This window comes from Rhodanobacter sp. FW510-R10, assembly GCF_058781105.1.
Window position 1 is genome coordinate 164453 of sequence record NZ_JBYSWL010000001.1, and the last position, 13651, is coordinate 178103.

Here is a 13651-nt window from a genome sequence, read left to right on the forward strand (position 1 = left end):
CCCCTCCGGTATTGCCGGTATCAGCTGGTCCTGGAACGGACCTCGCTGGCACCGGGCAGAGGATGCGGGATGCTCACCAATGCTCGGCAAACGGCCGCGCCTCGACCTCGAAGGACCAGGCGGAACGGTCCTGCCGGCTCAGCCAGTGCACCGTGGCCGCCACCGCGTCGGGCTGGACGAAGAAGCTGTCCGGCTTGTCCGGCATGGCCTGGCGCGTGCGCTCGAGATCCACCACCCCGTCGATGATCACCAGGGCCACGTGGATGCCGGCGGGCCACAGGCTGCGCGCCATGGATTCGGCCAGGCTGCGCTGCGCCGCCTTGGCCGGCGCGAACGCCGCACTGCGCACGCCGCCGCGCCGCGATGCGGTGGCGCCAATCACGATGATGTTGCCGCCGCCGCGTTGCCGCATGCCCGGGATGACTTGCTGCGCGGTGAGCAAGGTGCCCAGCGCATTGACCCGCCAGGTAGCCTCGAAGTCGGCCGGACTGATGTGCTCGACGTCCCCCCAGATGCCGGAGCCGGCATTGCAGACCAGGGTTTCCACCGGGCCGAACTCCTCGGCGATGCGTGCGAAGCTCGCCGCCACGGCAGTCCCGTCGCCCACGTCGCAGGCGTAAGCCCTGGCCTCATCCAGCCCGGCCGCAAGCGCCGTGGCGTATGCGCTTGAGCGCGCCAGCAGCGCCAACGCGTGGCCCTCGTGCGCGAAGCGTCGCGCGATTGCCGCTCCGTTGCCCGGCCCGACCCCTGTTACCACACATACCGGCTTGCCCATCGTCCGCCTCCTGCATCACCGCACATCTTGCCGGTCCATCTTAGTCTCATCGCACTCCCATCCATGACCAATGGCCCGTGGCCCGCGTCTGGACGGCTGTTACCATCCGGGGAGCGATGGTGCCGCCCGGTTGCGTCACGGCGCCTGGCACGCGACACCGGTATGGGGACGTCCCGCTGACAGCAACAAATGTGATCACGCACTTCACACCGCATCCCGGCCACGCGCTGCTGGCGAGGTGGGCGTGCCGCTTGCTCGCGGGCGGCGCCGGCCTGGCGCTCGCGGCGTGTACCGCCGGTCCTGCCTACCAGCGGCCGGCGGCGCCGCAAGTCCTGGGTTACAGCGCAGCGCAAGAGCCCACCGCGATTCCGGCCGCCAGCTCGGCGCCCGGCCCCGCCGCCGCGGCCCAAGTGCTGCAGCCGGATACCGCCGTGGCACCCCATTGGTGGGAGGGTTTCGGTTCCCCTGCGCTTGACGGGCTGGTGACCCAGGCCTTGGCCAACAACCCTGATCTTGCCGCCGCGCAGGCCACGCTGGAACAGGCCCAATTCCAATTGAAGGCCGCCCGTGGCGCGTTCTACCCGCAGGTGGCGGTGGGACTGGCCGCGCAACGCACGCGGGTTTCCGCCAAGGCCGGCAGCGCCACGCCGGGCGCGCGGCTGTACAACCTGTACACCGGCCAGGTGTCGGTGGGCTACAACCCCGACGTGTTCGGCCTGAACCATGCCGTGGCGCGGAGCGCCCGGGCGCAAGTCGACCTGGCGCGCGACCAGCTTGCCGCGGCACGCCTGACCATCGCCGGCAACGTGGTGCACACCGCGCTCAATCTTGCGGCCCTGGTCGAGGAGGTGGCCGCGACGCGGAAGACGCTGGACGACCAGCGCCAGATCCTCGAGCTCACCCGCACCCGCTACGAGCTGGGCGCCGCCTCGGAATTCGACCTGCTCACCCAGCAGAGCCAGCTCGCCTCCAGTGAGGCGCGCCTGCCCCGGCTGCAGCAGGCGCAGGACCAGGCACGCCACCTGCTGGCCACTTACCTCGGCAAGTTCCCGTCCACGGCCGCCAGCCTGGACGTGCCGGCGTTGCAGGCGCTGCGCTTGCCCGCGGCACTGCCTCTCAGCCTGCCCTCCACCCTGGTGCGCGCCAGGCCCGATATCCGTGCGGCCGAAGCCCAACTGCGCGCTGCCAATGCGCAAGTAGGCGCGGCGGTCGCGCGCATGTATCCATCGCTCGAGCTCAACGGTGATTTCGGCGCGGAAAGCACCCGCGCGGGCAAGCTGTTCGATCCAGCCAGCCGCGTCTGGGACCTGGCCGCGAGCCTGCTCGCGCCGGTATTCGAGGGCGGCACGCTGCGTGCGCAAAAGCATGCCAGCGAAGCGGCCTACCGCGCCGTGTTTGCCGACTACCAGGGCACCGTGCTCGCCGCGTTCCGCGAAGTGGCCGACGTCTTGCGCGCGCTGCAGCATGACGCCGTGGCACTGGATGCCGAAGCCCGCGCGCTGCAATCGGCGCAGCGCGCGTTCGAGCTGGTCCGCACGCAATACCAGGCCGGTGCGGTGGATTACCTCAACCTGCTGACCAGCGAAACCCAGTTCCAGAACGCGCGCATTGCCTTCGTGCAGGCCGAGGCACAGCGCTACGCCGACACCGCGGCGTTGTACCTGGTGCTGGGCGGTGGCCCCTGGGATGCAGGCGACGGCAACGGCGCAGCGCGGGGTGCGGCCAGCATCCTAGCGGGCGCGGGTTCCGGAAACTGATCGATCGACAATGGCCGGCGCAAGCCCAGAGGGGCGTGCCGGCGGAGGGTGGTGATGCGCAAGCGCAAGCAAGTGCTCTGGGTGGTGGCGATCCTGATCGTGGTATTTGGCGGGCTGTTCGGCACGAAGTATTACGCCACCCACCGCGCCGCCGTGGCCGCCCAGCATCGCGCGGCTCCAGCGGTGGCCGTCTCTACGGCCGTGGCCCGCAACATGCCATGGGACCCGGAGCTGAACGTGGTCGGCAGCCTGCAGGCCGTGGAGGGCACGCAGATCACTGCCCAGATCGCCGGCAACGTCACTGCGATTGCCTTCCGCTCCGGCGAACAGGTCAAGCGCGGGCAATTGCTGGCGCGCCTCGACGACAGCAGCCAGCAGGCGCAATTGCATGCCGACCAGGCCAGGCTCACGCTCGCGCAGGCAACCCTGGAGCGCACGCGCAAGCTGTATGCCGCGCATGCGGCCAGCCAGTCCGACCTGCAGACGGCCGAAGCCGGCGCGGCCGGCGCCAGGGCCGCGGTGGAAGGCGACCAGGCAATCCTGCGCAAGCTGGACATCGCCGCGCCGTTTGCCGGCAAGGCCGGCATCCGCGCGGTGAGCCTCGGTCAATATGTATCGCCGGGCACGGCGATCGTGGACTTGCAGCGCTACGACCCCATGCTGCTGGACTTCTCCTTGCCGCAAAGCACCGTCGGTGAGCTGAAAGTCGGCCAGGAAGTCAGCTTCAGCGTGAACGCATATCCGCATCAGGCCTTTGTCGGCAAGGTCACCGCGCTGGATTCGCGCGTGGATCCGGCTACCCGCAATGTCGCGCTGCAGGCCACGCTGCCCAATCCGCACGAGATGCTGCGGCCCGGCATGTACGGTTCCGCGCGCTTGACGGTGGGACAGGCGAAATACGGCATCGTGGTGCCCGACTCGGCCATCACCTACAGCACGTTCGGCGACAACATTTACGTGGTGACCGGTGATGCGGCCCGCGGCCTCATTGCGCACCAGCGCGTGGTGCAGATCACCGACCAGCGCAACGGCCTTGCCCTGGTCGCCTCCGGCCTCGCGGTCGGCGACACCGTGGTGACCGCCGGCCAGCAGAAACTGCGTGACGGTACCGGCGTCACGGTCAACAACAGCGTGCAGCCGTAAGGCCGACGGGTCCATGAACTTCACCGACATTTTCATCCGCCGCCCAGTGTTGGCCACGGCCGTGAGCCTGGTGATCCTGCTGCTTGGCGTACGCGCCTGGACAGGCATGGCCGTGCGCGAGTACCCGCTGGTGATCACCACCGTGGTCAAAGTGAGCACGGCCTATCCGGGCGCGAGCCCGGACACGGTCAAGGCCTTCATCACCACGCCGCTGGAGCAGGTGATCGCCAGCGCCCCGGGCATCGATTACCTGACCAGCAGCAGCGCGGCCGGGGTGTCGACGATCAGCGCGTTCATGCGCCTCAATTACGACCCCAACGCCGCGATCTCGCAGATCATGTCCAAGGTGGACCAGGTGAAGAACCAGCTGCCGCCCGCCAGCCAGCAGCCGGTGATCACCGAAACCATCGGCAGCTCGCACTCCTTCATGGCGCTGGCGTTTTCCGGCAAGAACCTGACCCAGCAGCAGCTCAACGACTACGTGCTGCGCGTGGCGCAACCGCTGGTCCAGGGCGTGGATGGGGTGGGCGAGGCCAGCATCATCCCGGCCGGTACCGGCAAGGGCGGCAATGCCTTTGCGCTGCGCGCCTGGTTGAACCCGACCAGCATGGCGGCGCACGGCGTCAGCCCGGCGGACGTGTCGGCAGCCTTACAGGCCAACAACTTCGTCTCCGCGGTGGGCAGCACGCGCAATGCCCGCCGGCAAGTCACCATCACCGCCAACACCTCGTTGGACGACCTGGGCCAGTTTCGCAACCTGGTGGTCAAGACCGTGGGCAACACGGTGATCCGCCTCAAGGACGTGGCCAAGGTCGAGTTCGGCAGCCAGAACTACAACGAGGACGTCTACTACGATGGCATCCCCGCCGTGTTCCTCACCATCAATCCGACGCCCGACGCCAACGACCTGGACATGGCGGCAGGCGTGCGCGATGCGTTTGCCAAGCTCCGTGCCAATCTCCCGCCCGGCATGCAGGCCAGCGTGGTGGCCGACGCCAGCGTGTACATCGATGCCGCCATCCGCGACGTGCTGATCACCATCCTGATCACCCTGGCGGTGGTGGTGGCGGTGATCTTCCTGTTCCTTGGCTCGTGGCGTTCGTTGGTGTTGCCGGCGCTGGCCATCCCGCTGTCGATCGTCGGCGCCGGGCTGCTGATGCTGGCGCTGGGCTTCACGGTCAACCTCATGACCCTGCTGGCAGTGGTGCTCGCGATCGGCCTGGTGGTGGACGATGCGATCATCGTGGTGGAGAACATCCACCGCTACATCGACCTGGGCGTGGAGCCGGTGACCGCGGCCATCCGTGGCGCGCGCGAACTGGCGGTGCCGCTGATCGTCATGGCCACCACCCTGGTCGCCGTGTTTTTGCCGGTAGGTTTCGTCGGCGGGTTGACCGGCAGCCTGTTCACCGAGTTTGCCTTCACCCTGGTGGCGGCCGTGGTGGTGTCCCTGGTGGTGGCGCTCACCTTTACCCCGATGCTGAGCTCCAAGATCTTGCGCCCCACCCCACCCAGCGGGCTCAGCCACACGCTCGAGCGCGGCTACACGCGGCTGCGCGTGGCCTATGACCGCACCCTGCATGCGGCGCTGGACCAGCGTCCGCTGGTGCTGGTGGCGGCGGCCTGCGTGCTGGTCAGCATCCCGTTCCTGTTTGCCGGCAGCAAGAGCGCCCTGGCTCCGGTCGAGGACCAGGGCCAGATCTTCGTCGGCGGTACCGGACCGGCCACGGCCACCGTGCCCTATCTCAACAAGTACAGCGGCCAGATCCGCAGCATGATGGACAGTTTCCCGGAGACCGGGCACGTGTTCCAGATGAACGGCACCGCCGGCCCCGGCGGCGCCGGTGCCAACGGCGTGCTGGTCGGTATGATCCTCAAGGACTGGAACCAGCGCGAGCGCAGCCAGCAGGAATTGATCCCGCTGGTGCAGGACAAGATCAACGCGATCACCGGCATGCATGTGGTCGCCTACCCACGCTCGACCCTGCCCGGCGATACCGGCACCTTGCCGGTGGGATTCGTGCTGACCTCGACCAACGACTACGCGCAGATGAATGCCGCCGCCGACCGCCTGGTGGACGCCGCCATGCAGAGCGGCCTGTTTGCCTTCCTCACCACCAACCTGCGCTACGACCAGCCGCAGATCACGCTCGACATCAACCGCGACGTGGCCGCGAACCTCGGCATCAGCATGGACGACATCGGCAGGAACCTGAGCCCGCTGCTGAGCGGCGGCTACATCGGGCGCTTCGACTTGTCCGGCCACAGCTACGAGATCATCCCGCAGGTACCCGACGCGCTGCGCGCCGACGCGGACGCCCTGCGCAGCTATTACCTCCGCGCCGCCAGCGGCGAGCAGGTGCCCTTGTCCACCCTGGTGGGCATCGGCCATACGGTGCAGCCCGAGTACCTGCCGGAGTTCCAGCAGCTCAACGCGGTCACCATCCAGGGCACCATGGCCAAGGGCGTGACGCTCGGCCAGGCCCTGCAGGAGCTGCAGCGCCTGACCGCCACGATCCTGCCCAGCACCTACAGCTTCGACTACGTCGGCCAGTCGCGCCAGTTTGCCGAGGCCGGCAACAGCCTGATGGTGACGTTTGGCCTCTCCATCCTGCTGGTGTTCCTGTTGCTGGCAGCGCAGTTCGAGAGCTTCCGCGACCCGCTGATCGTGCTGGTGGCGGTGCCGATGTCGGTATTTGGCGCCCTGGTGTTCCTGTTCCTTGACGTGGCGCCGCTCAACATCTACACCGAGGTCGGGCTGGTCACCTTGATCGGGCTGATCACCAAGCAAAGCATCCTGATCGTGCAGTTCGCCAACGTGATCCAGGAAGAGGAAGGACTGGACCGGCGCGCAGCGGTGCAGAAGGCCTCCAGCATCCGCCTGCGGCCGATCCTGATGACGACCGGCGCCATGGTGTTCGGCGTGGTGCCGCTGCTGCTGGCGGTCGGCCCGGGCTCGATCAGCCGCTTCGACATTGGCTTGGTGATTGCCAGTGGCCTGACCATTGGCGCGCTGTTCTCACTGTACGTGGTACCGGTCATCTACACCTACGTCGCCAGCCCGCGGCACTTGGCAAATAAAGGGACGTAAATTACGGCTTGAAGCGATGCACGAAACCGACTTCGAAGCCGCCGGGCAGCCAGCTCAGGATCAGCGGTGAATCTTCATGGGAGGCCCAGATGCCCACCGCCGTCCCCAGCGCCCAACCAACCAGCACGTCGCTCTGCCAATGCCCTTGCACCTTGACCCGGGAGACGGCGTCGTACAGCGGCAACAACTCCAGTGCATACACCGCGGGATGGTCATGGCCGTAAGCGACGACGAACGGGGTTACCGCGCCGGCAATCGTGGCCACCTCGCCGCTCGGGAAGCTCGCGTATTTCGTGCCCTTGAAAAAGTCATTGGGACTTGCATCCTGCCGCGGCCGTTCGCGCTGGAACACCAGCTTGCCAGCCTCTGCCAGTACGGCCGAACCCGCCGTGGCATCCAGTGACCGCCAGAACGTGTCGCCGAGCTTGTCCTGGTCGCCGAGGAGCAACGAACCGCCAAGCACGGTCGCGACCGTGGCGTACATCAACGCCTGTTGGTCGCCGCGTGCCCAGATACCGCTGTTGTCATAGGGCAGCCGATGGTCAATGCCGAACGGGCCGCCCGCCGCCTGGGCCACCCATGGCATGGCCGACACGAAAAACGCTGCCAGCACCTTGTGCATTCGATTCATGAGTTGGCCTGCGGCGAATCCGGCGATATCCGTGCGCACGCTCCGGGACGTCGGCAGTCTGACGCCCAAATCTTTGGAATCGATTAGCCGGCCATGACACCTTGTTCCTCACTCCACGGTGTGATCCTGCTTGGGCCGTGATTCGCCGGGCAGCTCGCCATGCACCACGAACCAGACGTTCTCGGCAATGTTCGTGGCGTGGTCGCCGATGCGCTCGATGTTCTTGGCGATGAACAGCAGGTGCGTGCAGGCGCTGATACTGCGCGGGTCTTCCATCATGTAGGTCAGCAGCTCGCGGAACAGCGTGGTGTAGAGCCGGTCCAGGTCCGCATCGCGCTCGCGCACCGCGTGCGCCATCGGGGCGTCGTGGGCGACATAGGCCTGCATCGCCTCGCGCACCATGCGCCCGGCCATGCCAGCCATCGGCGCCAGGCCGCCCACCAAGGGCACCGGATCAGACAGGTTCAACGTCAGCGAGCGCTTGGCCACGTTGGCGGCATAGTCGCCAATGCGCTCGATGTCGGAGGCAATGCGCAGCGCGGCAAGGATTTCGCGCAGGTCGCGCGCCATGGGCTGGCGCAGGGCCAGCAGGCGCAGCACGTCGTCGCTGATGCGGCGTTCCTGGGCATCCAGGGTGTCGTCGTTGTCGACGACGCCCCGCGCCGCGGCGCTGTCGCGGGCGGCCAGCGCAGCCATGGCGGCTTCGAGCTGCGCGACCGCGAGATGGCCCATCGCGGCGATTTCGCCGGTAAGGCGCGACATTTCCTTGTCGAAGCTCCTGACGATGTGCTCATGGCTACCTGTGTTCATCCGAACCTCCCGGAAATGTAGTCTTCGGTCTGCCGTTTCGCCGGCTTGGTAAACAGCGTCGCCGTGTCGCCAAACTCGACCAGCTCGCCCAGGTACATGAAGGCGGTGCAGTCGGATACGCGAGCGGCCTGCTGCATATTGTGGGTAACGATGACGATGGTGTAGTCGCGCTTGAGCTCGTCGATGAGCTGCTCCACCCGTCCGGTGGCGATCGGATCCAGCGCCGAGGTGGGTTCATCCAGCAGCAGCACGTCGGGCTTCAGGGCGATGGCGCGCGCAATGCACAGGCGCTGCTGCTGGCCGCCGGACAGGCCCAGCGCGTTCTGCTTCAGCTTGTCCTTCACCTCGTCCCACAGCGCGGCACGGCGTAGCGCCTGCTCCACGCGGTCGGCCAGCGCCGCCCGGGACAGCTTCTCGTGATGGCGGATACCGTAGGCGACGTTCTCGAAGATCGTCATTGGGAACGGCACCGGCTTCTGGAACACCATGCCGATCTTGCTGCGCAGCCGGTTTACCGGGTAGGCAGGATCGAGGACATCCACCCCGTCCACCAGGATCTCGCCGTGCGCCGCAAGCCCGGGATAGATGGCATAGATGCGGTTGAAGACCCGCAACAGCGTGGACTTGCCGCAGCCCGAGGGGCCGATGATGGCGGTGACCTGCCGCTCGGGGATGTCCAGGCTGATGCCCTTCAGGGCATGGAAGTCGTGATACTGGAAATGCAGGTCGCGCACGCGAATCTTCGTACGGTGCAAGGCATCGGTCGCCACGGGCGTGACGGCGGCAGCGGCAATGAGGGTGGTGCGGTTATCCATGACTTGCCTTCTTGCGCGAAAGGAACAGGCGCGTCAGCAGGCTGAGCGCGAGCACGAACAGAGTAATCAGCAGCGCACCGGCCCAGGCGATGGCATGCAGGCCCGGGTCCGGGTCGTTGGTGTATTGGTAGATGGCCACTGGCACGCTGGCCATCTTGTCCAGCGGATGCACGGTCATGAAGTTGTTGCCGAAGGAAGTGAACAGCAGCGGCGCCGTCTCGCCCGCCAGCCGGGCCAGGGCCAGCAGCACGCCGGTGACGATGCCCGAGCTGGCCGCGCGCAGCAATAGCTGCACGGTGAGCTTCCACTGTGGCACGCCCAGCGACAGCGCCGCCTCGCGCAACGTCGCCGGCACCAGTTGCAGCATCTCGTCGGTGGTGCGCACAATCACCGGCAGGCCGATAAGCGCAAGCGCCACGCCGCCGGCCAGGCCTGAGAAGGACACGGCGCCGTCGGTCAGGTCCGACATCGGCAACACGATGATCATGTACACGAACAGGCCCAATACGATCGACGGCGCCGAGAGCAGGATATCGTTGAGGAAGCGGATCACCGTGCCCAGCCTGGTGACACGCGCGTACTCGGCCAGCCACATGCCGGCCATCACGCCGATCGGGGCGCAGATCGCCAGCGCGATGAGATCCATCATCAGGCTGCCGACGATGGCATTGGCGAGGCCGCCTTCGGGTCCATAGGCGGTGATCCTGGTGAACAGGCTGCCGTGCAGGGCGCCGATGCCGCTGCGCAATGTCAACCAGAGTATCCAGGCCAGGAAGAACAGCCCCAGCGCGGTGGCCGCGGTGCCGAGGCCCATGGCGACGGCATTGGTGATGCGGCGGCGGGCGTACAGGCTGGCAGCGGACATCACCTGCCCTCCCGTCTGGCCAGCTGGCGCAGCATGAGGCGCGCAATCAGCAGCACGATGAAGGTCACCACGAACAGCAGGAAGCCCAGCGCGATCAATGCCGAGCGGTGCAGGCCGACGGCCTCGTTGAATTCGTTGGCGATGCTCGAGGAGATCGAGGTGCCCGGCATCAGCAGCGACGAGGTGATGTTGTAGGAATTGCCCAGCACGAACGTGACTGCCATGGTCTCTCCGAGCGCGCGCCCCAGGCCCAGGATGACGCCGCCGATGACTGCCGAACGCGTATACGGCAGCACGATGTCCCACAACACCTCCCAGCGGGTCGAGCCGAGTGCGTAGGCGGATTCCTTGAGGCGGGTGGGGACGGTCAAGAAGACTTCGCGCATCACCGAGGTGATGAACGGCAGGATCATCACCGCCAGCACGATGCCGGCGGTGAGCAGGCCGAGCCCCAGCGGTGGACCCTGGAACAGTTTGCCGACCAGCGGGATCCGGCCCAGCGTGTCGCTGAGCGCCGGCTCGATGCTTGCCATGAACGGCACGAACACGAACAAGCCCCACATGCCATAAATGATCGAGGGGATGGCCGCAAGCAATTCCACCGCCGTGCTGGCCGGGGCGCGCAGCCAGTTCGGCGAGATTTCGGTGAGGAACATCGCCACGCCGAAGCTCACCGGCACTGCCAGCGCGATCGCGACCAGCGAGGTGACCAGGGTGCCAAACACCGGCGACAGCGCGCCGTAGTCGTCCTCGACTGGATTCCATGCTGAACTGGTCAGGAAATGCAGCCCCTGGCCGAACAGGATCTCGCGCCCACCCCACAAGGTGGACAGCGCCGCACCGAGCAGGGCCGCCAGGACCAGCAGCGCGCAGAACTTCAGGATGCCCTGGAAGAGCCGGTCGTTCCGCGCATCGGCGCGGCTGCGCCGATCAGTGTCGACCGAGTCGATGATGGCTGGAATCGATGACATGTCGCATCCACGTGGCAGGGAACGTTATTCCTTCTCCCCCGGCGACCGCAGGGAGTCCCCTTGCGGGTGAGAAGGTGCCCAAAGGGCGGATGAGGGTGCGCGTGGAGCATGCAGGGTCCCAGCTCGCCGTACCCCCACCCCTCTCCCCGAGGGAGAGGGGCTCATCTGTCGGCCTTCGAGTGCAAGGTCGATTGTGTGGATCAAGGCTTGAACTCCGTCGCCCAGTACGTCTCAATCTGCTTGACCAGGGAATCGGGCAGTGGCACGTAGTCCAGCGCGCGCGCCTGTTCCTGGCCGTGCTCGTAGGCCCATTTGAAGAAATCCAGCGCGACCTTCGCGTTGGCCGCGTTGCGCGGCTGCTTGTACATGATCACCCAGGACGTCGCGGTGATCGGCCAAGCGCCTGCACCCGGCGCATTGGTCATCAGCAAGTTGAAGTTCTTGGCGTTCTTCCATTCGGCCGTGTCGGCTGCGGCCTGGAACGTGGCCATGGTCGGCGCCACGACCTTGCCCGCGGCATTCCTCATCAGCGCGTAGCCGATCTTGTTCTGCAGCGCATAGGCATACTCGACGTAGCCGATCGAATTCCTGATCTGCTTGACGTAGGCCGACACGCCCTGGTTGCCCTTGCCGCCAATGCCGGTCGGCCATTGGATGGCCGACCCTTCGCCAACCTTGGCTTTCCATTCCGGGCTCACCTTGGATAGGTAATTACTGAAGTTGAACGTGGTGCCTGAGCCGTCCGAACGATGGACCACCGTAATCTTCGCCGCCGGCAGCTTCGTGCCCGGGTTCAGCGCGGCGATGGCGGCATCATTCCAGTTGGTGATCTTGCCGAGGTAGATGCCGGCCAGGGTCGGTCCGTCCAGAACCAGCTTGCCCGGGGCGATGCCCTCGACGTTGAGCGCCGGCACGATGCCGCCAATGACGTCGGGGAACTGGCCCAGGCCGAATTTCTGCAGCTCAGCCTCGTCGAGCGGCATGTCCGTGGCGCCGAAGTCGACCGTACCGGCCTTGATCTGGGCGATGCCGCCACCCGAGCCGATGGATTGGTAGTTGATGCGGTTTCCGGTTTTCTCGGCATAGGTCGCCGACCACTTGGAAACCACGGGATAGACGAAGCTTGAGCCGGCACCGGTGACGTCGGTGGCGTGCGCGGCCAGGCCGAACATGGAGGCCGCGACGATCGCAGCGCTCGCGGCGAATGTCTTGAATGAGTTCAACACGGGTAACTCCTGTGGGGTCGTCGAATGAACGACACCATTTAATGACCCATGTGTTGCAGCACGATGAACCGAATGTTGCGGCCAGATGACAAGGGGCGGCAGCATCATCCTATGCCGCCCCCCCATGCGCGTGTCACCAAGTTGTCATGCAACCGGCATCGAACGGTAAACAGCCACCGCCATCCTGCACCCGTTCCTTTGCTGAGCCCTCCCGGAGCAACGGGAGCGGCCAAGCCGACCAATACCATGACGCGGAGATTTACATGAATTCGAAACTCCTTGCGGTAGCCATTGCCGCCAGCCTCGGCAGCGGCGTCATCCCTCTCGCAGCAGCAGCGCAGTCGCAGGCCTCTGGCGGCAGCAACGCCGAACTGACCCAACTTCAAGCGCAACTGCAAGCCTTGCAAGCCAGGGTCGACCAGTTGCAGCAACAGCAAGCCGATGCGCAGGCGCAGGCGACGACCGCCCCGTCCGCTGCCACCGACAAGCGCCTTGCGGCGGTGGAGAAGGTGGTGAACGACACGACGATCGGCGGCAAGATGTTCTTCGACTTCAGCACCATCGACCAGAAGAGCAGCCTCAGCGGCAAGACCAACGCCTCGGGTACCGGCCTCGACGTTAAGCGCTTCTACCTCAGCGCCACGCACCAGTTCGACGACGTCTGGTCGGCTAACCTGACCACCGACTTCAACTACGTCAGCAACGATGGCGAAACCAACCTGTTCGTCAAGAAGGCCTACGTGCAGGGCAAGTTCGACCAGGCCGCGGTGTTGCGGATCGGCTCCTACGACATGCCGTGGATCCCGTTCGTAGAGAACTACTATGGCTTCCGCTACATCGAGCCCACCATCACCGACCGCCTCAAGTACGCCAATTCCGCTGACTGGGGCGTCAACGTCGGTGGCGACATTGGCCAGGGCAAGTACTTCAACTACTCGATCTCGGCGGTGAACGGCAACGGCTACAAGAACCCCAGCCGCAGCAATGGCGTGGACTTTGAAGGACGGGTCGGCTTCGTGCCATTCAAGAACACGGTCGTGGCGGTGGGCGGCTACACCGGCCATCGAGGCCAGGAGCTGGAAAACGTCAACGCCCTGCACACCGCCCAGCGCTTCGACGTCATGCTGGCCTATGCCGGCCCACTGTTCCGCGTCGGCGGCGAATACTTCAGCGCCAAGAACTGGGGCAACGTATTGACCCCGCTGGGCGACAAGGCAGATGGCTATTCGTTCTGGGGCAGTGTGAACCTGCCAAACAAGTTCAGCGTATTCGCCCGCTACGACCACACCTCCCCGAGCAAGGATCTCAATCCCTCGGCGACGGGTACCTACTACCACACCGGCGTCCAGTACGACATCAACAAGGGCTTCCAGCTTGCCCTGGTGTACAAGCAGGAGAAGGGTGACGCCTCCGGCACCACGCCACTGCCCTTGCCGCTGACCAATGTAAAGACCAACGAAATCGGCCTGTTCGGTCAGGTGTCGTTCTAATGAAATGAAGGAAATGAAGGGGACGGGGCAAATTAAACCGGGGGGAGGCGGTCGTTGCAGCCACCAGCCCGGCTCCC

11 protein-coding genes are annotated in these 13651 nt (G+C 65.9%); 4 read left to right on the forward strand and 7 right to left on the reverse strand.

The annotated features are described in order from the left end of the window. Positions 1 to 73: 73 nt before the first annotated feature. Positions 74 to 775 (reverse strand): SDR family NAD(P)-dependent oxidoreductase, encoded by a 702-nt coding sequence (locus AC3WJB_RS00665; protein ID WP_492677689.1) that lies wholly within the window; start codon positions 773 to 775, stop codon positions 74 to 76. Positions 776 to 966: 191 nt separating this feature from the next. Between AC3WJB_RS00665 and AC3WJB_RS00670 the strand changes: the two genes are divergently transcribed. The 3 genes from AC3WJB_RS00670 to AC3WJB_RS00680 are packed head-to-tail and all read left to right on the forward strand — an operon-like array spanning position 967 to position 6766. After that, positions 967 to 2532, forward strand: a complete 1566-nt coding sequence (locus AC3WJB_RS00670; protein WP_492677691.1) for an efflux transporter outer membrane subunit — start codon at positions 967 to 969, stop codon at positions 2530 to 2532. Positions 2533 to 2586: 54 nt separating this feature from the next. Next, a complete protein-coding gene (locus tag AC3WJB_RS00675; RefSeq protein WP_492677693.1) occupies positions 2587 to 3675 on the forward strand; it encodes an efflux RND transporter periplasmic adaptor subunit in 1089 nt (362 codons plus the stop codon). A 13-nt stretch (positions 3676 to 3688) separates the two neighbouring features. Next, the gene (locus tag AC3WJB_RS00680) at positions 3689 to 6766 is read left to right on the forward strand and encodes an efflux RND transporter permease subunit (protein ID WP_492677695.1); all 3078 of its coding nucleotides are present in this window, start codon (positions 3689 to 3691) and stop codon (positions 6764 to 6766) included. A gap of 1 nt (position 6767) precedes the next feature. Here AC3WJB_RS00680 and AC3WJB_RS00685 read toward each other — a convergent pair whose 3' ends face one another. The 6 genes from AC3WJB_RS00685 to pstS all read right to left on the reverse strand — a co-directional run bounded on the left by AC3WJB_RS00685 (position 6768) and on the right by pstS (position 12084). Then, positions 6768 to 7397 carry a phosphatase PAP2 family protein gene (locus AC3WJB_RS00685; RefSeq protein ID WP_492677697.1) on the reverse strand — a complete coding sequence of 210 codons (630 nt, stop codon included), beginning with the start codon at positions 7395 to 7397 and terminating at the stop codon, positions 6768 to 6770. A 108-nt stretch (positions 7398 to 7505) separates the two neighbouring features. Continuing rightward, on the reverse strand, positions 7506 to 8207 hold the full coding sequence (phoU, locus tag AC3WJB_RS00690) for a phosphate signaling complex protein PhoU (RefSeq protein ID WP_492677699.1): 702 nt from the start codon (positions 8205 to 8207) through the stop codon (positions 7506 to 7508). Continuing rightward, positions 8204 to 9022 (reverse strand): phosphate ABC transporter ATP-binding protein PstB, encoded by an 819-nt coding sequence (gene pstB / locus AC3WJB_RS00695; RefSeq protein ID WP_492677701.1) that lies wholly within the window; start codon positions 9020 to 9022, stop codon positions 8204 to 8206. Before pstB ends, phoU begins: the two co-directional genes overlap by 4 nt. Continuing rightward, complete coding sequence (gene pstA, locus AC3WJB_RS00700) at positions 9015 to 9887, reverse strand: phosphate ABC transporter permease PstA (RefSeq protein WP_492677703.1); 873 nt, start codon at positions 9885 to 9887, stop codon at positions 9015 to 9017. The genes pstB and pstA overlap by 8 nt, the downstream gene beginning before the upstream one ends. Continuing rightward, on the reverse strand, positions 9887 to 10858 hold the full coding sequence (pstC, locus tag AC3WJB_RS00705; RefSeq protein WP_492677705.1) for a phosphate ABC transporter permease subunit PstC: 972 nt from the start codon (positions 10856 to 10858) through the stop codon (positions 9887 to 9889). The genes pstA and pstC overlap by 1 nt, the downstream gene beginning before the upstream one ends. A gap of 200 nt (positions 10859 to 11058) precedes the next feature. Next, a complete protein-coding gene (gene pstS, locus AC3WJB_RS00710) occupies positions 11059 to 12084 on the reverse strand; it encodes a phosphate ABC transporter substrate-binding protein PstS (RefSeq protein WP_492677707.1) in 1026 nt (341 codons plus the stop codon). A 263-nt stretch (positions 12085 to 12347) separates the two neighbouring features. On the opposite strand from pstS, the gene AC3WJB_RS00715 reads away from it, so the two are divergent. Next, positions 12348 to 13574 (forward strand): porin, encoded by a 1227-nt coding sequence (locus AC3WJB_RS00715; RefSeq protein WP_492677709.1) that lies wholly within the window; start codon positions 12348 to 12350, stop codon positions 13572 to 13574. The last annotated feature ends 77 nt before the right edge of the window (positions 13575 to 13651 follow it).